This window comes from Huintestinicola butyrica (genome assembly GCF_025567215.1).
Lineage (GTDB): Bacteria > Bacillota > Clostridia > Oscillospirales > Ruminococcaceae > Huintestinicola > Huintestinicola butyrica.
Genome location: NZ_JAOQKB010000001.1, coordinates 103,426 through 123,458, shown reverse-complemented (window position 1 = coordinate 123,458; position 20,033 = coordinate 103,426). Strand labels below are relative to the sequence as shown.

20 protein-coding genes are annotated in these 20,033 nt (G+C 49.2%); 15 read left to right on the top strand and 5 right to left on the bottom strand.

The window, feature by feature from the left end; translation table 11 throughout:
* Positions 1 to 11 precede the first annotated feature (11 nt).
* The 15 genes from OCV68_RS00580 to OCV68_RS00510 all read left to right on the top strand — a co-directional run bounded on the left by OCV68_RS00580 (position 12) and on the right by OCV68_RS00510 (position 16,647).
* Positions 12 to 1,133 (top strand): DUF3810 domain-containing protein, encoded by a 1,122-nt coding sequence (locus tag OCV68_RS00580; RefSeq protein WP_262570102.1) that lies wholly within the window; start codon positions 12 to 14, stop codon positions 1,131 to 1,133.
* 4 nt (positions 1,134 to 1,137) lie between these two features.
* Positions 1,138 to 1,740: a precorrin-2 dehydrogenase/sirohydrochlorin ferrochelatase family protein gene (locus tag OCV68_RS00575; RefSeq protein WP_262570101.1), complete on the top strand. Its 603-nt coding sequence runs from the start codon at positions 1,138 to 1,140 to the stop codon at positions 1,738 to 1,740.
* Between the two features lie 351 nt (positions 1,741 to 2,091).
* Entirely contained in the window at positions 2,092 to 2,484 is a 393-nt protein-coding gene (locus OCV68_RS00570; RefSeq protein WP_317259194.1) for a DUF1893 domain-containing protein, read from the top strand.
* Between the two features lie 388 nt (positions 2,485 to 2,872).
* Complete coding sequence (locus tag OCV68_RS00565; RefSeq protein WP_262570368.1) at positions 2,873 to 3,556, top strand: ClpP family protease; 684 nt, start codon at positions 2,873 to 2,875, stop codon at positions 3,554 to 3,556.
* Positions 3,557 to 3,602: 46 nt separating this feature from the next.
* Positions 3,603 to 4,484 (top strand): undecaprenyl-diphosphate phosphatase, encoded by an 882-nt coding sequence (locus OCV68_RS00560; protein ID WP_262570100.1) that lies wholly within the window; start codon positions 3,603 to 3,605, stop codon positions 4,482 to 4,484.
* Positions 4,485 to 4,511: 27 nt separating this feature from the next.
* Positions 4,512 to 7,277 (top strand): FtsK/SpoIIIE family DNA translocase, encoded by a 2,766-nt coding sequence (locus OCV68_RS00555; RefSeq protein ID WP_262570099.1) that lies wholly within the window; start codon positions 4,512 to 4,514, stop codon positions 7,275 to 7,277.
* A 27-nt stretch (positions 7,278 to 7,304) separates the two neighbouring features.
* Complete coding sequence (locus OCV68_RS00550; protein ID WP_022475635.1) at positions 7,305 to 7,946, top strand: hypothetical protein; 642 nt, start codon at positions 7,305 to 7,307, stop codon at positions 7,944 to 7,946.
* A 20-nt stretch (positions 7,947 to 7,966) separates the two neighbouring features.
* Positions 7,967 to 9,985 (top strand): YgiQ family radical SAM protein, encoded by a 2,019-nt coding sequence (locus tag OCV68_RS00545; RefSeq protein WP_262570096.1) that lies wholly within the window; start codon positions 7,967 to 7,969, stop codon positions 9,983 to 9,985.
* Positions 9,949 to 10,950, top strand: a complete 1,002-nt coding sequence (locus OCV68_RS00540; RefSeq protein ID WP_262570094.1) for a ComEC/Rec2 family competence protein — start codon at positions 9,949 to 9,951, stop codon at positions 10,948 to 10,950. Before OCV68_RS00545 ends, OCV68_RS00540 begins: the two co-directional genes overlap by 37 nt.
* 3 nt (positions 10,951 to 10,953) lie before the next feature.
* On the top strand, positions 10,954 to 11,157 hold the full coding sequence (locus tag OCV68_RS00535; RefSeq protein WP_022475632.1) for a DUF3006 domain-containing protein: 204 nt from the start codon (positions 10,954 to 10,956) through the stop codon (positions 11,155 to 11,157).
* Between the two features lie 42 nt (positions 11,158 to 11,199).
* On the top strand, positions 11,200 to 12,081 hold the full coding sequence (locus OCV68_RS00530; protein ID WP_147622408.1) for a MurR/RpiR family transcriptional regulator: 882 nt from the start codon (positions 11,200 to 11,202) through the stop codon (positions 12,079 to 12,081).
* A 12-nt stretch (positions 12,082 to 12,093) separates the two neighbouring features.
* A complete protein-coding gene (locus OCV68_RS00525; protein WP_262570092.1) occupies positions 12,094 to 13,323 on the top strand; it encodes a BaiN/RdsA family NAD(P)/FAD-dependent oxidoreductase in 1,230 nt (409 codons plus the stop codon).
* A gap of 11 nt (positions 13,324 to 13,334) precedes the next feature.
* A complete protein-coding gene (locus OCV68_RS00520) occupies positions 13,335 to 15,374 on the top strand; it encodes an immunity 26/phosphotriesterase HocA family protein (protein ID WP_262570089.1) in 2,040 nt (679 codons plus the stop codon).
* A gap of 1 nt (position 15,375) precedes the next feature.
* The gene (locus OCV68_RS00515) at positions 15,376 to 15,810 is read left to right on the top strand and encodes a YolD-like family protein (RefSeq protein WP_262570087.1); all 435 of its coding nucleotides are present in this window, start codon (positions 15,376 to 15,378) and stop codon (positions 15,808 to 15,810) included.
* Between the two features lie 18 nt (positions 15,811 to 15,828).
* Positions 15,829 to 16,647 (top strand): zinc ribbon domain-containing protein, encoded by an 819-nt coding sequence (locus tag OCV68_RS00510; RefSeq protein WP_262570085.1) that lies wholly within the window; start codon positions 15,829 to 15,831, stop codon positions 16,645 to 16,647.
* 215 nt (positions 16,648 to 16,862) lie between these two features.
* On the opposite strand, the gene OCV68_RS00505 is transcribed toward OCV68_RS00510, so the two are convergent.
* From OCV68_RS00505 to OCV68_RS00485, 5 genes are all read right to left on the bottom strand, one after another.
* Positions 16,863 to 17,285, bottom strand: a complete 423-nt coding sequence (locus OCV68_RS00505) for a DUF3021 family protein (protein ID WP_022475626.1) — start codon at positions 17,283 to 17,285, stop codon at positions 16,863 to 16,865.
* Positions 17,282 to 17,734 (bottom strand): LytTR family DNA-binding domain-containing protein, encoded by a 453-nt coding sequence (locus OCV68_RS00500; protein ID WP_022475625.1) that lies wholly within the window; start codon positions 17,732 to 17,734, stop codon positions 17,282 to 17,284. Before OCV68_RS00500 ends, OCV68_RS00505 begins: the two co-directional genes overlap by 4 nt.
* 11 nt (positions 17,735 to 17,745) lie before the next feature.
* Positions 17,746 to 18,657, bottom strand: coding sequence for an ABC transporter permease (locus OCV68_RS00495; RefSeq protein ID WP_262570083.1), 912 nt, complete (start codon positions 18,655 to 18,657; stop codon positions 17,746 to 17,748).
* Entirely contained in the window at positions 18,658 to 19,581 is a 924-nt protein-coding gene (locus OCV68_RS00490) for an ABC transporter ATP-binding protein (protein WP_262570082.1), read from the bottom strand. It abuts the gene before it with no gap.
* Positions 19,582 to 19,688: 107 nt separating this feature from the next.
* A complete protein-coding gene (locus OCV68_RS00485) occupies positions 19,689 to 19,925 on the bottom strand; it encodes a hypothetical protein (protein ID WP_262570081.1) in 237 nt (78 codons plus the stop codon).
* Positions 19,926 to 20,033 lie beyond the last annotated feature (108 nt).

Sequence of the window (20,033 nt, the reverse complement as noted above, 5' to 3'; positions counted from 1 at the left end):
GATTTGATGAAATGAACGAAAAAAAGAAGATATCCAAAAATGCAGCCGCAATGATCATCGTCATTGCTGCAATGCTCATACTTAACGCCGTTTCATGGCTCAGCACGGGCATTACGGATTTTTACGCCTCTGCCATATTCGCACCTATGTCGGACATTTTCTCCATGGTGACAGGCAGCCTGCCCTTTTCGCTGGGCGAGCTGATGATAGCCTCATGGGTAGTTATGGGCGTGGCTGCTCCGTTTATTTTCATACCTTCTATTATCCGAAAAAAACGCAGGCTTGTCAAGGGTCTTGGGATATTTTACATATGGGTGATAATCGCCGTGTTCTTCCTTGAGACCATAAACTGCTTCATGCTTTACCATACCACTGAATTTTCCGCCAAGTATCACCACAGTGCAGGGGCTTCGGGCTTTACGGTGGAGCAGCTGACACAGATGTGCGAGGAGACCATTGAAAAGACAAATGAGCTGGCGGCAATAGTCAGCCGTGACGATGACGGCAACATGATAGTTCCCGATGATCTTGAAAAGGAAGCCTACAAGGTTATGAACAAGCTGGCGGAGGAATATCCCCAGCTGAAAGGCGAATATCCCAGCCCCAAGAAAATAAAGGCTTCCATGTTCATGACGCAGCTTGACCTGCAGGGAATATACTTCCCGTTCAGTCTGGAGGCAAACATCAACAGCGAGCTTAGCCCCGCAAGAGTGCCCTGCACCGCAATGCACGAGCTGAGCCACCTTAAAGGCTTTATCCGTGAGGACGAGGCTGGCTTTATCGCATACAGGGCGTGCCTTGAATCGGATATCCCCGAGGTAAGGTACAGCGGATATCTTTCCGCCATGAACTACCTTTTCGCAGAGGTAAGGAAAAACGCATCTGCAAGCGAGGTCAACAGGCTCCGTTCAAGGATATCCCCCATGGTGTCCTATGACAATACATTCGTCAGCGAGGAATTCAGGCAGCACGTTGAGGAAAAGGCGGTCATATCCACAAAAACAGTCAGCGCAGTTTCCAACAAGGCTATGGAAGCATCTCTGAAACTCAACGGTGTATCCGACGGAAAAAAGAGCTACGGCAGAATGGTAAATCTTCTGCTGGAATATCATTATTGTATCGAGGGAAAGTGATTATATGGGATATTTTCCTTTTTTCATTGAGATAGGCGGCAAAAAATGCGTTGTGGCAGGCGGCGGAGCTGCCGCACTGCGCAGGATAAACACACTTGTGAAGTTCGGGCCGCAGATAACAGTCATCGCCCCTGCCATAATGAGCGAGATATCTTCCATGGACTCAGTGACCTGCATTGCCCGTCCCTTTGAGGACAGCGACATCGAGGGCGCTTTTATGGTGGTAGCTGCCACTGACGACCTGCTCACCAATATGCGCATAGCAGAGCTGTGCAAAGAAAAGAACATTCCCGCCGAGGCTGTGGGAAGCAGAGAGGGCAGCGGATTTTTGTTTCCCGATGTGGCAATGAAAAACGGCATCACAATCGGCATATCCATCGCTGACAAAGGCCCCGTGATACCCTCGGAGATACGTGAAAAAGCGGAAAGTCTTATCTCCGAATATGACAGCGGCGAGGAGGAGTTCATCAGAAAATACCGCCGCTTCCTTATGGAATGGATATCCGACGAGCATGAGCGGAAAAATATGCTGAAAGTTATCCTGAAGCTCTACAAAAGCGGCGCTGACGAGACAGAGATACTAAAATTCATAGAAATCGCAAGATGAGTATAAGAACCTGTCTTCACAAGCGTATGCGAACGTCTTTTCGGCAAATTTTGCCTTAGACTGCGTTAAAAATCCTTGCCGGGCGGCAAGCCCGCCTGCGGATTTTTGCCTTGTCTTAGACAAAATTATGCTCGAAAATCCGCACACATTTCTTGTGAAGACAGGTTCTAAAACTAATCACCGATAAAACTATAGACAAAAAATCATTGCATGATCCCTAAATGCAAGATTATGCTTGATTTTTTGTACAGTTTTTAATTGGTGCTTAGTATAAACTGAATATTTACACTTTTTAAGAGATGTATCAAAAATTTTCAGCTATAGTATGATTACCAAAAAAGAAAGACGGTCATAATATGTCAGATTATTTCGGAAAAGAAGTTTGGCGGAGATATCATCACCGATGACGGCAGGGGCATATCCCCCATGATGAAGTTCATCAGCATGGGAAAAGACCTGAAAGGCTATTCCGCAGCGGACATGATAGTCGGCAAGGCAGCGGCGATGCTTTTTGTAAAAGCAGGGATATGCGCCGTTCACGGCAAAGTCATGTCGGAAGCGGCATCGGAATATCTGGAGGCACATCATATCCCCCACAGCTATGACAAGCTGACAGAGCAGATAATCAACCGCACAGGTGACAACATCTGCCCCATGGAAGCTGCTGTGGCAAACATTTCCGACCCCGAAGAGGGATACAATGCGCTTTTCAATCAGATACAGGAAATGAGGAAAAACAACTGACACCCAAACTGCGGTCATACGGCCGCAGTTTTTTTATGGCTGAATGCTTGCTTGTTTGCGGTATATTTAATTTGTCCGTGCCTGCGGCAAGGACGACAAAGGTGGGCTAAACTTTTTACCTTTGCGCTTAACAGCACGAATTTTTCGTTTTGTCCGCTTGCAATCTTGTTTTCAAAATAATTGACTTTTATAAATATTTGATGTATAATAAAAATAATGCCTTTTTTAAGGTATAATAAGCCACATGGGCTGCAAAAACGTATATCTGCGGGAATTTTAATTATAATATCATTATACTATGATTACCGCAGGAGGCATTTTTGTGAACAGCCATAACTATTATTCTTCGGAACAGTCGGAGGACAAGGACTCCTCTCCCGCTTCCGAAATGAACGAAAAAGCAGAGCTTATTGAACGGACAGGACAGTCTGTTTCGGAAAATTCCAAGCACCTTATCCACTGCCTTACTATCATCGGGCAGATCGAGGGGCATTATGCCGCCCCCCCATCGAACAAGACCACAAAATATGAGCACATCATGCCTGCTCTTGTTGCCATTGAGCAGGACCGTTCCATTGAAGGTCTGCTCATTATCCTCAACACTGTGGGCGGCGATGTTGAAGCGGGACTTGCCATTGCCGAGCTTATCTCGGGCATGAAAACTCCCACCGTTTCCGTTGTACTGGGCGGAGGTCATTCCATCGGCGTTCCGCTGGCGGTATCGGCGAAGATATCTTATATCGTTCCCAGCGCCACCATGACGATACACCCTGTACGCATGAACGGTCTTGTGCTTGGAGTTCCCCAGACGCTGACCTATTTTGAGGCCATGCAGAAGCGGATAACGGATTTTGTCTGCGCCAACAGCAGCATTTCCCCTGAGCGTTTTTCTCAGCTGATGATGAACACAGGCGAGCTTGTGCTTGACATGGGCACTGTCATTGACGGCGAAACTGCCGTAAAGGAAGGGCTTATTGACAGGCTGGGAAGCTTATCCGACGCTATTGAAGCGCTTTACGGGCTTATCGAAACGAGCGAGCCAAGATATCCCGACAGCCCCCCCGAAAAATAACAGGGGGATACATATAAAAAACACAACATCTGAAAGGAAACACATTATGACAATTCTTGAAGCCATATTACAGGGACTTATCCAAGGAGTTACGGAGTTTCTCCCCGTATCCAGCTCGGGTCATCTTTCACTTTTCCAGCACTTTTTCGGCGTAAGCGGCGATGAAGCGGTGTTTACCACCATTGCACTGCACATAGGCACGCTGATAGCCGTTTTCATTGCGTTCAGGCAGAAGATATGGGCGCTTATCCTTGAAGCTCTCAGCATGATAAAGGACATCTTCACGGGCAAATTCAAGTGGAGCACCATGAACCCCAACAGGCGCATGATAATGATGATAATCATATCCATACTGCCTTTGTTCATCTTCTACATATTCAAGGACTTTTTCTCCTCCGTGGCATCGGACAGCGACATTGCAGTGGAGGGCGTATGCTTCCTTTACACTGCTGCTATCCTTTTTATCGGCGACAAGCTCTCAAAGAAGAACCGTGAAAAGGGCATAGGCAAGACTGCGGGAGAGACCACTGTCAAGGACGCACTTTTCATCGGATTTATGCAGGGTATCGCCCTGCTGCCAGGCGTTTCCCGTTCAGGCTCGACCATTTCAGCAGGACTTATCTGCGGTCAGAAACGAGAGGACGCTGTGGAATACAGCTTTATCTTAGGTATCCCAGTAATACTGGCAGGCGCTCTTTCCCAGTTTCTCGACATGGGCAGCTCCGATGTGAGCATAAGCTTCGTTCCCCTGCTGATAGGCATGGCAGTAGCGGCTGTTTCGGGATATCTGGCAATATCTCTCATAAAGTGGCTAATGAAGTCCGACCGTTTCGGAATCTTCTCGATATACACCCTTATCCTCGGAATCATCGTGCTTGGCTGCGGTATTTACGAGCACGTCAGCGGAAATCTCATCGTAATAGGATAACTCTCAATTTTGAAAGGAATGTTATAAGTGGCGGCAGCAAAGAAAACCACAGGGTCAAAATCAAAAAAGCCTGCTTCAAAGCCCAGGACCACAAAGGCTCAGCAGGAAGCACAGAATGCCAACGACAAGGTGCTGTGGTCAACGGTGCTTTTTGCATTGGGCGTTCTTATTGCCGCATTTGCAGCCATTGAGGGCGAATCTGCGTGGCTTGCGGTACATAATCTTATACTGGGCCTTTTCGGCATAACCTCTGTGCTGGTTCCCTTTGTGCTTATCTACGCATCAATAATGATAGCCGCCGACAGGACACGCCAGACCATTGCGGGAAAGGTGATACAGGGTATCATACTCATTCTCATCTGCTGTGCGGTGATACAGATATTCTTTGCCGAGCCTCTTGACCCCGATATCACTCTGGGCAAGCTCATAACCGACCTTTACGAAAACGGCAAGGTTTTCAGGGGCGGCGGATTTTTCAGCATAGTAATAGGCGTTCCTCTGCTGAAGCTTTTCGGAAAAACAGGTGCGGCGGTAATAGTTATCCTGCTCACATTTGTTTTTGTTATGCTCCTTGCAAACAAGACTATCGTAGATGTTTTCAAGAGCATCAGGAATATTTTTGCGGCTGCCAATGCTGCACGCCCCGAATATGAGGAAACTCAGGACTTTGTTCCACCTCCGGGAGCGCAGAAGAAGATCGAAAAGAAGCCTGCAAAGCAGGCTGTTGCCAAGCCCTGCCCCAATGCGGACGTTCCCGAGCCTATTGCGGAGGAAAAGCGCAGGGAGTTCAATATCGACATTCCCCTGCCCTTCGGCAAGAGCAAGGCTAAAAAGCCTGACCCTGCGGCTGATATCACTCCCGCAGCAGAGCCTGAGCCTGAAAAACCTAAGTCTGCCGTTGAAATCGAAGCTGACGCAATAGCACGCTCCATTGAAGAAAAGGAAGCCGAAAAGCAGGCTGCCAAGGCTGCCGCAAAGGCAGAGGCGGAAAAGCCCGACGATCTGGCTTCTATCATAAAGAAGGCTGTAACAAAGCCCATAGGCAGCTCGGAGGAAGCTCAGAAAAACACTTCTCAGAGCATTGCTCCGCCAAATGCGGCTTCAAACAGCGCCGCAAAGCCTGCTTCCATTTTCAAGCGCAACGACAAGAAAGGCTCTACCCTTGCTTCCAACAAGATCGGCGATGATGAAGATCTTGATATGCCCGAGACCACAGCTCAGGATATCCAGAACGAGATTGCAGAAAATATCCCCGCTCCCGCTGAATATGTTTTCCCGCCCATGGAGCTGCTGAAAAAGTCCTCCAACGAGCTTAATGCTGAGGAAGCGGAAGCCGAGATGAAGCAGAACGCCGACACTCTGGTGGAGACACTGAAAAGCTTCGGCGTAATGACACGTATCGTCGATATCCACCGTGGCCCCACCGTTACAAGATATGAGCTTCAGCCCAACGCAGGCGTGAAGATATCCAAAATCACAGGTCTTGCGGACGATATCGCCCTGAACCTTGCTGCGGCAGGCGTAAGAATACAGGCTCCTATCCCCGGCAAGGCGGCTGTGGGAATAGAAGTCCCCAACCGAGTAAAGGACATTGTTACGCTCCGTGACGTTATCGACACGGAGGAGTTCAGGAACGCCGAGAGCAAGCTCACCTTTGCCGTGGGCAAGAACATTGACGGCGAGATAATCCTGGGAGATATCTCTAAGCTCCCTCACGTTATCATCGCAGGTACTACGGGTTCAGGTAAATCCGTATGCACCAACGGCATTATAATGAGCATTCTCTACAACGCAAGCCCCGACGAGGTAAGGCTTGTGCTTATTGACCCCAAGGTGGTTGAGTTCAAGATATATGACGGTATCCCCCACCTGCTTATCCCCGTTGTCACCGACCCCAGAAAGGCGGCAGGTGCGCTGGCGTGGGCTGTGCAGGAAATGCTCAAACGATACAAGCTCTTTGCGGACAATAACGTCCGTGACCTCAAGGGCTACAACGAAATGGCTGCGGAGACTGACGGCGTTGAGCCACTGCCCCGCATAGTCATTGTTATAGACGAGCTTGCCGACCTGATGATGGCAGCTGCGGGCGAAGTCGAGGACAGCATATGCCGACTGGCTCAGATGGCCCGTGCGGCAGGTATGCACCTGATAATCGCCACACAGCGTCCCACCGTTGACGTTATCACAGGTCTTATCAAGGCAAATATCCCCTCACGTATTGCGCTCAAGGTCGCATCGGGCATCGACTCACGCTCTATCATCAACGAGATAGGCGCTGAAAAGCTGCTGGGCAACGGCGACCTGCTGTATTTCCCCACAGGCTACGCAAAGCCTGTCAGAGTGCAGAACTGCTTTACCTCCGACAAGGAAGTAACTGCGGTGGTAAACTTCATCAAGAACGGCGCAGGTGACGTTACCTACAGCGATGATATTATGAAGGAAATCGAGCAGAACATTCCTCAGCCCAAGGGCGAAAAGGAAAAACCCGCCGACAACGGCAAGACCTATGAAGGCTCCGACGATGATGTTATCGAAAGAGCCATTGAATGTGCCGTTGACGCAGGCGGTGCAGGTGTATCCGTCTCCTATTTCCAGAGAAAATTAAAGCTTGGCTACGCAAGAGCCGCCCGCATTATGGACGAGCTTGAAGAGCTGGGCGTTGTGGGAGCATTTGAGGGAGCAAAGCCCCGTCAGGTGCTTATGACAAGAGAGATGTTTTTACAGAGAAAGCTGGGCAGCAATTCCGCTGACCCCTCAGAGGGCGTTCCAGAGGAGCTTCCGTTTGAGGAATAAATCGGCTTTATGCTTATAGGAGACATTATGAACAATTCAAAAAAGCTTGTTATCTGCACTCTTATAATCACACTGCTTGTACTTGCAGCAGCAGCCTCACCGTACAGCATTAACGCAGATGCTTTTGAAAATGTACTTGGCAAGGTTGTTTTCGTTTTTGTGCTTATTGTTGTCATCAGTACAGCCACGATTTTAAATCATCTGATGCTGAAGGATTTTGAGGGCAAGCCCGATGAAGGCTTCAGGCTCCCCATTACAGAGTTCTTTTTCGGCGGAAAACGGGTTTACATTACCGCAGCAGTGCTGTGCATAACAGTTACATTGCTGATAAACAAAGTCTCGATATACCTGCTGTATTTTTTGTATATAAGTCATCGTCAGCTGCTTATCTGGCTGATTGTTGCAAATGCGGCTGCCCTGTTTATATGCACTAAGGCAATAAAAAGCCACAGTGCGGTATTAAAAGCACTGACAATTTCTCTAAGCCTTGCAGGAGGCTGTATTGCTTCCTTTATTGCAATGAAAAAATATGAAGCGGACTGCGAAAATCTTCTGTTTACAATCATGCTGAAATTCATGTTTGTTCTGAATATCTGGCTGTATTTATTGGCAGTAGCAGGCTTTGTATATGTATCAATAGCTTTTGTAAATTATGATATCCTAATCTGATTTGAAAAAAGGGTGATAATATGCCATTTCTACCAATTTCAAAAGCCGATATGCAGGAGCGGGGTATTGATACCCTTGACTTTATCTGCATCACGGGCGACAGCTATGTTGACCACCCCTCATTCGGAATTTCCATAATCTCCCGAATAATAGAAGACCTGGGCTTTACCGTGGGAATAATTTCTCAGCCCGACTGGCACAGCGACAGGGATTTCACAAAGCTCGGCAAGCCAAAATACGCCTTCCTTATAACGGCGGGAAATATCGACTCCATGGTGGCTCATTACACCGCCGCAAAGAAAAAGCGCTCTGACGACGCATATACCGCAGGCGGCAAGGCAGGCAAGCGCCCCGACCGTGCGGCTATAGTGTATTCCAAGGCGGTAAAGCGCATTTACGGCGATGATATGCCCGTGGCGCTGGGCGGTCTGGAAGCATCTCTCAGGCGGTTTGCCCACTATGATTACTGGGACGACGCAGTCCGCCCCTCCGTTCTGGAGGACAGCGGTGCCGACCTGCTGATGTACGGCATGAGCGAGCACCAGATAGTTGAGATATGCAACCGCCTTGCAAAGGGCGAGAATATCCATGACCTGCGTGATATCCGTGGAACAGCATATCTGTGCGACCCAAAGGATACTCCCTTAGGCGCTGCGGAATGTCCCTCACTGGCGCTGTGCAGGGAAAATAAGGAAGAATACGCCAAGGCGTGCAAGATACAATACGACTGGCAGGACGAGGTTTACGGCAAGACTGTTATCCAGCGCCAGACCTCAAAAATGCTCGTTCAGCTTCCCCCTGCCCTTTCCCTTACCACGCCCGAGCTTGACCACGTTTACGAGCTGCCCTATATGCGAACCTATCACCCCATTTACGAGGCGGAGGGCGGCGTTCCCGGAATAAAGGAAGTGGAATTCTCCATCACCCACAACAGAGGGTGCTTCGGAAACTGCAACTTCTGTTCCATCGCACTCCACCAGGGCAGGCGAATTTCCGTAAGAAGCAAGGAGAGCATTCTGAGAGAAGCAAAGCTCCTCACCACGCTCCCCAATTTCAAGGGCTATATCCACGACGTGGGCGGTCCCACCGCAAACTTCCGTGCCCCCTCCTGCACACATCAGCTGAAATACGGTCTGTGCAAGGGCAGAAAGTGCCTTGCGCCTGAGCCATGCAAAAATCTTGAGGTAAATCATGAGGAATATCTTGACATTCTCCGTGAGATACGTAAAATTAAAGGTGTAAAGAGAGTTTTTATCCGCAGCGGCATAAGATACGATTATCTTATCGAGGACGAGAACGACGAGTTTATGCGTGAGCTTATCGAATACCACGTAAGCGGTCAGCTGAAAGTCGCTCCCGAGCACTGCTCCGCTGCTGTGCTTGATATGATGGGCAAGCCCCATATTGAAGCTTACAGGAAATTCCAGGACAAGTTCTATAAAATGACAGGTCAGATAGGCAAGGAGCAGTATCTTGTGCCCTACCTTATGTCCTCTCACCCCGGAAGCACATTGAAAGAAGCTGTGGAGCTGGCGCAGTTCTTAAAAAGCCTGAAAATGCGCCCCGAGCAGGTGCAGGACTTTTATCCTACCCCGGGAACCATATCCACCTGTATGTTCTACACCGAGCTTGACCCATACACCATGAAAAAGGTGTATGTCCCCAAAACTGCCGAGGAAAAGGGAATGCAGCGAGCGCTGCTCCAGTATTTCAAGCCCGAAAACCGCCGCAGGTGCATAGAAGCTCTTATCAAGGCTCACCGCACCGATCTTATCGGCATGGGCAAGGACTGCCTTGTAAAGCCCGATGAGCAGTACAGCGCATATCTGCGTGAAAAGGCTGCAAAGCAGCAGTCAGGAAAGGGCAGTCAGGCGCATAACAAGCCCGCCCACGGCAAGGCTCACAATAATAATTCCGCAAACCGTCATCAGGCGAATAACAGCGTAAGAGGTACACTTTACGCCTCAGGCTCGCCTCTCGCTTCAAAAGGCAGGAATGACAGATGGCAAAAAGAAGATCAGCGGAAGAAAAAGCACTGAAACGGCTGCTGAAAATGCTTCCCGCCTCCGTGATAATCCTCATAATATGCGTGGGGATATGCTTCGGAGCGCTGGTGGAAACAGGCGTTATCAAGCTTTCCGACGTGCAGAACGCTCTGGGCTTCACCGTATTTGACAAGCCCTCCCAAAGCAGCGGGGGGAATATCCCCGACAGCGCAAAGGATTTCGGAGTGTTCGTCATTGACGTGGGTCAGGGTGATTCCATTCTGATAACCACCCCCACAAAAAGCGTTCTCATAGACGCAGGGGAAAAGGAAAGCGCAGCGGCAGTCACAGAGTTTATCCGCTCAAAAGGGATAATAAGGCTTGACTATATAATTGCCACCCACCCCCACTCCGACCACATCGGCGGAATGGCGGACGTTATAAATGAATTCGGTGCGGACAAAATAATCGTGCCGAAGCTCCCCGACAATATGGTGCCCACCACAAAGACCTACGAAAACTTCCTTAATGCGGTAAAAAACAAGGGCTGCAAGCTCACCGCAGCAAAGGAGGGAACGGTGTATGATCTGGGCACTGCCAACGGAAAGAACGTGAAGATGACTATTCTTGCTCCCGTCAAGGGCGCTGAGTATGATGACCTGAACGACTACTCCGTATGCGCAAGGATAGATATGGGGAAAATATCATGGCTCCTTACGGGCGACCTGTCCAAGGACGGCGAAAAGGACCTGATAAACAGCGGTCAGGACATTGATGTCACCGCCTACAAGGTAGGTCATCACGGTTCCGCCACATCATCATCGGCTGCTTTCTTAAAAGAGATAACTCCGAAGCTATGCGTTATTTCCTGCGGCGAGGGCAACTCCTACGGTCACCCTGCCGACAGCACCATGAAGCGGCTGGAGCAATATACAAGCAGCATCTACCGCACCGACCTTTCCTCCACCGTATCCGTTTATTCGGACGGTGAAAAACTATATGTATCAAAAGGAAAATAAACTATGCTGATACTTGACAGGATAACACCCGACTGTGCGGTGATATATGACGGCGATGACAGGCTCACCGTTCCCCTTTCGCAGCTGAAAGGCTGCAAGGAGGGAGATGTGCTTGTCATAAAGGACGGCTTTTACATCACCGACAGCATTGCCACCGCCAAAAGGCGGCGTGATATAATCAGTCTGCAAAACTCACTGTGGGAATGACCCCAGCGGATTTATAGCTATAAAAATGAAAGAAGGATCATTATGGAGAACAGTCTGCCTGCGCTTCTCAGCGAAAGACTCCCGAAATTATCAAAGGGCCACAAGAAAATTGCCGAGTATATACTCAACCACTATGACAAGGCGGCATTTATGACGGCTTCAAAGCTCGGCAATATCGTAGGGGTAAGCGAATCCACCGTTGTTCGTTTTGCAACGGAGCTGGGCTTTGAGGGCTATCCCGAAATGCAGAAGGCGCTAAAGGAATTTACCAGCAACAAGCTCACCACAGTTCAGCGTATGAACGTTATGAACGACCAGCTGGCAGGCGAGGACGTTCTCAGCAGGGTCCTTAACTTCGATATCGAGCAGATACGCAAGACCCTTGACGAGATCGACAAGGAAGAGTTCTACACCACCGTTGACGCTCTCGTTCAGGCAAAGAACATCTACGTTATCGGCGCTCGCTCCGCATCGGTTCTGGCACGTTTCATCGTTTTCTACTTCAACATCATGTTCGATAATGTTAAGATAATCCACACCACCAGTACAAGCGAAATGTTCGAGCAGATACTTAACGTGGGCGAGGGTGATATCATGATAGGCGTAAGCTTCCCCAGATATTCCAAGCACACGGTCAAGGCGTTCAGATACGCTCACGAGAACGGTGCAAAGGTAATCGGAATCACCGACAGCAAGGCATCTCCCCTGGCAAAGTATGCGGATCATCTGCTGCTGGCTCACAGCGACATGGCTTCCTTTGCGGATTCTCTGGTAGCTCCCATGAGCCTTATCAACGCCCTTATCTCCGCTGTGGGAATGAGGAAGCAGGAATATGTTTCCCACAACTTCGAGCGTCTGGAATACATCTGGGACAAGTACGAGGTATTTGAAAAATCCGACGACCAGGATTATGAAAATAAATAAAGGATAGATATTATGCCTGACTGCATCATCATCGGCGGAGGCGCCGCAGGGCTTATGGCTGCCGTAACGGCTGCCGACTGCGGCAAATCGGTCATTATATTTGAAAAAAATCAGCGTGTGGGCAAAAAGCTCCTTATTACGGGAAAGGGCCGCTGCAACGTGACCAACAACTGCACCCGTGAGGAATTTTTTGAGAATATCCCCACCAACAGCCGCTTTTTGTACTCCGCCTACTCGGGCTATGACTGCGAGGACGTTATGAGCTTCTTTGAATGTCTGGACGTTCCCCTTAAAACCGAGCGTGGAAACAGGGTATTCCCCGTAAGCGACAGGGCGGAGGACATTGTTATCGCCTTTGAGCGGGCTATAAAATACCGCAGTGAGCTTATAACCGTGAAAAATGCCAAGGTCACAAAGATACTTACCGAGGATAATGCCGTTACGGGAGTTGTGGCAGACGGCATAGCATATCACGCTCCGTCGGTGCTTATAGCCTGCGGCGGCAGGTCATACCCCAAGACAGGCTCGGACGGCGACGGCTTCCGCTTTGCCAAGGAGCTGGGTCACAAGGTAACTCCCCTGAGACCGTCTCTCGTTCCTCTGGTAAGCGAGGAGGACTGGTGCAGGGACGCAATGGGGCTGTCGCTCAAAAATGTGACCCTCACCCTGAAAGACAACGAGAGCGAAAAGATGCTTTACTCCGAGCTGGGCGAAATGCTCTTCACCCACTTCGGCATATCAGGCCCTCTGGTGCTTTCCGCATCGGGGCATATCTCCAAAATGCAGCGGGACAGATATTCCGTTCACATCGACCTGAAGCCTGCGCTGGACGAAAAAACTCTTGACGCACGTTTACAGCGTGATTTTGCGGACAATTCCAACCGTGATTTCATAAACAGCCTGGGCAAGCTGCTGCCTGCAAAGCTTATCCCTGTTATCGTAAAGCTTTCGGGCATTGACGGCGGCAAAAAGGTAAATCAGATAAGCCGCAAAGAGCGCATCACCCTTATGCAGCTGCTCAAAGACCTGACAGTGACCGTAAAGGACTTCCGCCCCATTGATGAAGCCATAGTGACGGGCGGCGGAGTGTGCATCTCCGAAATAAACCCGAAAACAATGGAATCGAAGCTTGTTAAGGGGCTGTATTTTGCGGGAGAGGTCATTGACGTTGACGCATACACAGGCGGATTTAATTTGCAGATAGCCTTTTCTACGGGTCATGCCGCAGGAATGGCAATGTAACGGGGAAAAATATGGACAAAAAGGCGCTGAAGCTGCTGTGCAAAAGGGGTGAGCTTTCACCCGAGGAAGAAGCCTACTGCACCGAAAAGGGCGTGCTTACGGCTATTGAGCCTATGGAGCACGACACATTTATCAGAAAAATAAAGGAAGCTGCGGGAGCTGTTACCCATGAAAAAGCTGTAAAGGGCTTTCTGTACAGCATTTCCACAGGGGACTTCCGCTACAGGACTGCGCTTTCCAGCCTTATCTGGGCAGAAGCTTTGCCTGAGCACAGCTGTGAAAAAGTCTCCGCTTACAACGGCAGATATATCTGCGGAATATGCGGCGGGGAGTTCAGCGAGGGCAATGACCTGAGCTTTGAGGATATGAAAGAGCATTGCCGAAACAGACTGGCTCCGCAGAAGAATTTTATGGACATCTGCTGCGCAGGCTATGTGTATAATGACCTGCGGGAATTTGCAAAGCTCCCCGATGTTAATTTCTGCGATGAGGATATCAGGATACTGAACCGCATTTTGGGGCTGGCGGAAGAAATATCCTCCGCCAACAAGGTCAACGCACTTTTAAAGCTTATCACAGCGGAAGATAGCCTTCCTCTTACCGTACCCGACGCATATTCCGTGCTTGGGGTGCTGTCCTCCTGCGGATTTTTCGATACTCCCGAGCATAAAAGCTATGCCGAGGGCTTTGTGCCCTGCAGCAAGCGTGAGTTTGTTTATGAGACCGACATATATTATCCCCTGCACCTGTGGCGTGGAAAGTACGGCATAAGCTTCTCTGCGGCTGAGAAATTCGGCAGTGACATTGCCAAAAGGCTCATTCCCGAAAAAGGCTCCGTTCAGCGAAAGGAGCCAAAGCGCAGAAAAGGCGCTTCAGAGGAGCAGTATTACAGCGGCAATGACAATGTGATCGTCCTTGATGACAGGCTCCGCCATTACTACGGGCTTGCTCCCTTTGAGCAAAAGTGGGATAAGCTTGCTTTTTACAAGGTGAATGACACTGTAAAAGAGCGCACCGAAATATGGTTCGAGGGCGATGTTATAAAAAAGCTTATCGTTGAAAGCAGCACGGACAGAGGCATATATTATCTGGAGTCGGATATGAACGCCGCCACCAACGGCAGGCGGACAGTGCTCCCCAAGACCTCACGGGGACGGGAACAGCCGCTTACTCCATCTTTGCTGCAAACGCCCACATATATGCTGGGGCATCTGGTGACAGGCATAGGACAAAACTCCCACGGAGTCAGCTCCTATAACAGCTCCAACGACCAACAGCTTCCGATACCTTTTGAATCTTTGCCCCGAAAAGAGGACTTTTTCAGCTTTTCCCAGCGGTACATTGCCATGTGCGACAGTTCCTGCGGCTATGATGCTCTGCTCGAAAATTTCCGCAGCAAAAAGCGTGTTACGGTGAAATTCACTGCGGGAGATATCTTCCGTGTACAGCTCACGTCATCGCTTTACACCTATGGGCTGATAATATGCAAGGTACGCCGGCTGGAAAAATGGGCAGAGCTTCCCCAGGCTCACCCTCTCCGCAGCCTTATGACCCAGCCAATAATCTTCCGCCAGTATGCCATTGTAACGGAAAACGGCAATATGACAGCAGACGAGCTGGAAAATATCCCGCTTATGGAAATGAGAATAGCTCAGGACAATGAGATCTTGTGGGAGACCTATCCCATAGTCTGCTCCAAAAAGCTTGCGGAAAATGACATTGACCTGGGATTTTCCGTAAACACTTACCGCAGGCAGATCATCTGGAACCTTACGGTCTGGGATTATGACAATGAGACTGAGGATATCATAAAAGAGTACGGCACAGGGAAGCATTACGGCGGAGTTGCGCTGGGGATAAATGTTGACCGCAACGGATACAAGGCGGGCATCATACCCTACAGTCCCAAAGAAACAGAGCTTAAAGCGGCTCTTGCGGAGCATCTGGGGCTATCCGACTGCGCAGACCCATGCGACAGCTTTGCGGAAAAGTTCGGCGGCATAACACGCAGGCAGTTCATAGAGCTTGCCGGGGAAAGGTTCAGGAGATAATATGGAAAGCCACAAATATGACGATATCATAAATATGCCCCGCCCTCAGTCTCAGCGCAGAAAAATGACGCTTCACGAGCGTGCGGCGCAGTTCTCCCCCTTTGCGGCTCTCACGGGCTATGAGGAAGCGGTAAAGGAAGCCGCCAGACTTACGGACAGCCGCCCCGAGCCTGACGAGGATAAGATAAACGAGCTTAACACCAAGCTTTCGTTCCTTAAAACAATTCTCTCCGACCGTCCCGAGATAACCGTGAACTATTTTATCCCCGACGGCAAAAAGCCAGGGGGACGCATGGAGGACTTTGCGGGAAATATCCGTGTGATAGACGAATATGACCGACAGCTGGTGTTTGAAAGCGGAAAGCATATCCCCATTGACGATGTTTACAACATTACAGGCAGCATTTTTGACGGAATGGAAGAAACCGATATATAACTTTGAAAGGAGCAGAATATGAAGCTAAAATGCAACTACTGCGGCAGCTTTATAAAGGATACCGACGAAAAATGCCCCAACTGCGGTGCGGTCAACGAACATCTGATGCGCAGCGCAGACGGCATACCCAAAACCATTGAGGAGCTTAAAGCCTTCTGCCAAAAGCATAATCTGCCGCTGAAGCAGATGCGCTTTTTCATCGGTGAGAACTTCACCGAGCCTAAGGCATTCGGCATATACAAGGACGATGAGGGCAACTTCATCGTCTATAAAAACAAGGCGGACGGCAGCCGCACCGTAAGATATCAGGGCACTGACGAGGCATATGCGGTAAACGAGATCTACCAGAAGATGAAGTCGGAAGTAAGTATGCGCAAAGCGCAAAAGACAGCCAACAAGCCCTCATCTCAGCCGTCCTCAGGCGGAAGTGCCGGGCCCCGCAAGAAAGACTCCCTGAAAATCTCGGATTATTTGGTGCTGATAATAATTATCATCAGCATTTTCGCAATAACTGCATATAAAGTAAGCTCCACCCCGGGCGAGGGCTACTATACATATAATGATACCCATTACTACTACTCGGACAACTGGTATTACTACGATGATAACAGCAGCTCATGGGCACCTGCATCGTATGTTGACAATGAGCTTTCAAGCCATTACAGCGACTACAGCGACAGCGGATATTCCGCAGACTACGGCATTGAACCTTTCGAGAACAGCCGGTATGCCAACGATTCCAGTTGGGAAAACGACAGCTGGGACGATAACGACTGGGATTGGGACAGCAACGACAGCTGGGATTATAACGATTCCGACTGGGACAGTGATTGGTAATAAGCATATAATACTAATCCTCAATCAACCTATAGACAAATCCTCGGCTGAAATAAGCCCATTCTTCGTCAAGCTCCCTTGCCGGGCGACAAGCCCGCCTGCAGTCGCTTTCCTAGACTGGTCTTATTTCATCTGTCGGCTTTGTCTATAGAACGATTAAAGATTAGTATAAAAAGTCCTCCGATATCAGTTAAATGTGATATCGGAGGACTTTTTTACTTTTTTCTGTATTTTGACCTTATCAGCTTTGTAAGGTCATCGGCATCACGCTTGCTTGTAAAATATGTCACCGCCATGGTAAAGGCATATACCGCCGCCACGCTCAGGCACATCAGAAGCACTCCCAGAACTGTTTTTGATACCCAGTCGAACAGCATTCCTATCACCGACATTACTATGCAGAGCACAACATAGTGCAGAGCGGTGTATAAAACGAACCTTTTTTTCGTCTCAGGCTCGGGCAGGGACATTACTATTTCGGTAATGACCGCCGTTACCGCTCCCGACAGAACTATCTGCCAGAGAATGTTTGCGGGAAGCTCACCGCTGCCCCATACGGAATAATTTATGGCGCAGATGATAAGTATTCCTGTGGTTATCTGCACAAAAAAGCGGCAAAGCTCTTTTAAAAATCTCATCTTCTGTCCTCCTCCACACGCAGCTTCCTTTTAAGGTCAGGCACATACTGCCTTGAAATTATAGTCCTCTCGCCGTTTTCAAGCACAGCCTCCAGCCTGCTGTTAAAATAGGGCACAAGCTTTACTATCTTTGAAACATTTACTATGGTGGATTTTGATATGCGCAGAAAATCGGAGTTTTCAAAGGTCTCCTCCAGCTCGTAAAGCTTTCGGCGTATCTCATAGACCTGCTTTTCGCAGTAGGCAAAGACCTTGTTATCCACCGCTTCAAAGTAGAATATCTCCTTGGGTGAAAGCTTTACTATGCCGTCCTCGGAATAGGCGGTGAGCTTGCTCCTGCCTGCCGCTATGGAATATATGAGCGACATTATCTCATCGTCCGGCTCCCTGCACCTGACGATTATCTCGTCCTCATCGCCGTCAGCAGGCTTTTCTATAATAACTCTCATGCAAACCTCTCTTATCTGTCTGTTCTGCGTGCGTATTTTGTTGCCAGCGCCCCAAGGGCAAGGGACAGAACTCCCGCTCCGAGGACTATAAGCACGCCTGCGGCAATGGAAACGTCCTTGTCAAAGACTTCAAGGGAAATTCCCATGACTTTGGAATATTCCGCTGCCATTTCTGCGGGAGCGCCCTCAAAGGTCTTTTCCATAATATCAGCGGTCATTATCTGCCTGAACATTGATGTGCCGTAGATAACGGGAGTGCATTTGAGCACTGCGGCGATTCCGTCGGAAAGAGTGCCTATGGGAATATATATGCCGCCGATAAATCCCACAAGGGTGCCGATAACTGTACCTAAGCTGCTCCATGCGCCCTCGGTCTTGGCGGCTGCGGAAAGCAGATACACCAGTGACGAATATGTAAAGGAGTTTGCGGCGATCATTCCCAGCAGCTTCATGTGAGCGGCAAAGGAAAAGGCTTCCGCTCCCTGGGTCACGCAGTATATCTCGGAGATCACAAGGGTAAGGATACAGATGACTATTGCGGAAAAGCAAGTGGAGCAGATATATCCCGCTGAAACCGTAAGCCTGCTGACAGGGGCGGTGTAGATGGAATTTATCCTGCCCTCAGCTCTGTCCTTTATCATAGGTGAAAGGGCGGAGATGGCAACGGTAACGGCATTTATGGGGATAATGCCTGCGCAGGTCCACATAAGCACAAGGAGCTTTGCATTGGCTTCGTCAGCCTGTGCGTCTCTGCCCGGCAGGGCGGACAGCATTTTCGTGACCGCTTCCACGTTCATATCCCCCAGAAACAGCAGCATAAGTCCGATAACTATTATCATGGTCATCAGCGAGAAAAACACCGCAGAACGGTCCCGCAGATATATTTTCATATTTCTTTTAACAAATTCGGTAAGCTTTCCCATTTACTTTCCCTCCTCAGCTGTGCTGCCCACTGCGTTCAGGAAAACATCGTCCATATTTCCCTGTATAACCTCAAAGCCGCTTATCATGGACTTTACCTTTTCAATGGCAGGAAGCGCATCTACAGTGGATCTTACTCTGAATGACACTCCGTAATCCTCCGGGCGAGGTGAAATGTCCATTGCCCTGAGCACGCCGTCCAACACAGAGAGCTTCTCGGCAGAGCAGTAGAGCCTGCAGGAATCGTAGGCATATCGCTCTTTCAGCTCAAAGGGAGTGCCCTCCGCACGGACTGCGCCCTTGTCGATGATGATGATGCGGTTTGCGCCTGCAGCTTCCTCCATGTAATGAGTGGTAAGGAAAACGGTCATTCCCGTGCCTGAGCGGAGCTGCTCCACGGTCTTCCACACATCTTTTCTCGAGGCGGGGTCGAGACCTGTGGTAGGCTCGTCAAGGAAAAGGATATCGGGGGTGTGCATAAGGGCGGCAGCTATCTCACATCTGCGCTTCTGACCGCCCGAAAGGGTCTTGTAGCGCTTGCCTATAAATTCGCTGAGCGAAAGAATGTCCGCCAGCTCCGTGAGCCGCTTTTTGGCTTCCGAAGATGAAGCACCGTGGAGCACTCCCCTGCATATAAGGTTTTCTTTTACGGTGAGCATATCGTCAAGGCAGTTCTGCTGATATACAATGCCTATGCGCCTTCGTATCTCGGGGGCGTTTTTCATCACGTCAAAGCCACATATCTCGGCACTGCCCGAGGTGAGCGGGATAAGGGTGGAAAGCATATTTATGGTGGTGGATTTTCCCGCTCCGTTTACTCCGAGAAAGCCCAGAAGCTCGCCCTTTTCAACGGTAAAGGATATGCCGTTTACAGCCTTGAAATCGCCGTACTGCTTTGTAAGCTTATCTGCACGTATGATGTTCATATCATCGGTCCTTTCTGTGTCGTGTTCTGATATTATGATACCAGAAGGGACTTTGCAAATCAAGGCTTTTGCGGCAAGCTGCATTTTATTCGGGGTGAGATGCAAAATCAGAAGTCGTAAAAATCATCATCGCAATCATCACAATCACATTCGTCATCATAATCGTCATCATCGCAGTCATCGCAATCACATTCATCGCAATCGTCATCGTCGTAATCATCATTGCGGCTGACATTTTTATCATCATCTTCAAAGAGAGTGTGATAAACAAAAGCCTTTTCAAAAATATCCACTTTGCCGTCACGGTTAAGATCAAAAAGCCTGTTATTAAAAAAATCGAACATATTTCCTCCTTGGGTCTCATTGTTTCTGCTTCTTTGATACTATAATATCACATTACCCGGGCGAAAAATAGGACAAATAATTATTCGTGCTAAAATATTCCAAACCTG

Bases quoted from the DNA above. Each gene is read 5' to 3' on its own strand.
- OCV68_RS00580 (WP_262570102.1), top strand. From the start codon at position 12: ATGAACGAAAAAAAGAAGATATCCAAAAATGCAGCCGCAATGATCATC.
- OCV68_RS00575 (WP_262570101.1), top strand. From the start codon at position 1,138: ATGGGATATTTTCCTTTTTTCATTGAGATAGGCGGCAAAAAATGCGTT.
- OCV68_RS00565 (WP_262570368.1), top strand. From the start codon at position 2,873: ATGAACGAAAAAGCAGAGCTTATTGAACGGACAGGACAGTCTGTTTCG.
- OCV68_RS00560 (WP_262570100.1), top strand. From the start codon at position 3,603: ATGACAATTCTTGAAGCCATATTACAGGGACTTATCCAAGGAGTTACG.
- OCV68_RS00550 (WP_022475635.1), top strand. From the start codon at position 7,305: ATGAACAATTCAAAAAAGCTTGTTATCTGCACTCTTATAATCACACTG.
- OCV68_RS00545 (WP_262570096.1), top strand. From the start codon at position 7,967: ATGCCATTTCTACCAATTTCAAAAGCCGATATGCAGGAGCGGGGTATT.
- OCV68_RS00540 (WP_262570094.1), top strand. From the start codon at position 9,949: ATGGCAAAAAGAAGATCAGCGGAAGAAAAAGCACTGAAACGGCTGCTG.
- OCV68_RS00535 (WP_022475632.1), top strand. From the start codon at position 10,954: ATGCTGATACTTGACAGGATAACACCCGACTGTGCGGTGATATATGAC.
- OCV68_RS00530 (WP_147622408.1), top strand. From the start codon at position 11,200: ATGGAGAACAGTCTGCCTGCGCTTCTCAGCGAAAGACTCCCGAAATTA.
- OCV68_RS00525 (WP_262570092.1), top strand. From the start codon at position 12,094: ATGCCTGACTGCATCATCATCGGCGGAGGCGCCGCAGGGCTTATGGCT.
- OCV68_RS00520 (WP_262570089.1), top strand. From the start codon at position 13,335: ATGGACAAAAAGGCGCTGAAGCTGCTGTGCAAAAGGGGTGAGCTTTCA.
- OCV68_RS00515 (WP_262570087.1), top strand. From the start codon at position 15,376: ATGGAAAGCCACAAATATGACGATATCATAAATATGCCCCGCCCTCAG.
- OCV68_RS00510 (WP_262570085.1), top strand. From the start codon at position 15,829: ATGAAGCTAAAATGCAACTACTGCGGCAGCTTTATAAAGGATACCGAC.
- OCV68_RS00505 (WP_022475626.1), bottom strand. From the start codon at position 17,285: ATGAGATTTTTAAAAGAGCTTTGCCGCTTTTTTGTGCAGATAACCACA.
- OCV68_RS00500 (WP_022475625.1), bottom strand. From the start codon at position 17,734: ATGAGAGTTATTATAGAAAAGCCTGCTGACGGCGATGAGGACGAGATA.
- OCV68_RS00495 (WP_262570083.1), bottom strand. From the start codon at position 18,657: ATGGGAAAGCTTACCGAATTTGTTAAAAGAAATATGAAAATATATCTG.
- OCV68_RS00490 (WP_262570082.1), bottom strand. From the start codon at position 19,581: ATGAACATCATACGTGCAGATAAGCTTACAAAGCAGTACGGCGATTTC.
- OCV68_RS00485 (WP_262570081.1), bottom strand. From the start codon at position 19,925: ATGTTCGATTTTTTTAATAACAGGCTTTTTGATCTTAACCGTGACGGC.